Source organism: Vibrio sp. 2134-1 (assembly GCF_033339495.1).
Genome location: NZ_JAWOUS010000247.1, coordinates 1 through 847, shown reverse-complemented (window position 1 = coordinate 847; position 847 = coordinate 1). Strand labels below are relative to the sequence as shown.

Here is an 847-nt window from a genome sequence, read left to right as displayed (position 1 = left end):
TTTTTCGGCTTTAAATGATCAGGATATAGATTGACGCGTCGATTTGTAGACGCCGCCGCCGCATCCGCAAGCACATGACCAGAGAGTTCATGTTCTTCAGGCAGTAGTGACGACACTTTGGTGCTTAAGCGGTAGTTAAGCGACTGAACCAATTCGTTCTCATCTTCTTCATCACAGCACACTTTCAATTGGTGTAACTGAACCTGACGAAGCTGAGCAGAGAGGTAATCTATCGAACGTTGCAGCTCCAGAGACAAACTGTCCATCTGTAGCTCGCTTGACGGTACGCCAGTAAGAGGAGGTGTCACGCTACGAATCGAACGATGAAATGCAATGGTGTGCTCAACAAAAGCACTGATGCGGAAATGCCCACGCGCGCTGCGTTGCAGCAACAAAAAGTTACCAAGCTCACCAGCGGTATCACCCCAAACATCATCTTCCGGAATGATCGCTTCTAACGGCAATTGAGCACGACTAGCCAGTAGCACAATTTTATCAAGCATCTTTCTTGATAAAACATAAGCTTGCACTTTACTTGAGTTTGGTAGCTCTACCGCATCAGCGATGATGTCGATGGCACGCTCAGAAATAAGCTCTTTGAGTAAAAACGGCAGCGCCGCCGACCACTCTTGGCGTGGCATGGCTGGCTTGTCGATTTGATACATCTGATAGTAGTTGTGTGACAGCACTACGGTCAGAGAATCATAAGCGCTCGCGGCAACGCTTAACGCTTGCTCAACAGCGCGTTCCCAATTTGATTCAGAAATTTCAAACTGAGACGGACGGCCACTTTTAGCTGGTGATGATAAATAAACTGCGTCTGGCTGAATAACCAAAAAACAAGAGC

Annotated in this window: 1 pseudogene; it reads right to left on the bottom strand. The window is 47.5% G+C overall.

The features are described 5' to 3' along the window. Positions 1-847: pseudogene (locus R7R78_RS25245) on the bottom strand (MSHA biogenesis protein MshI); the annotation flags it as partial.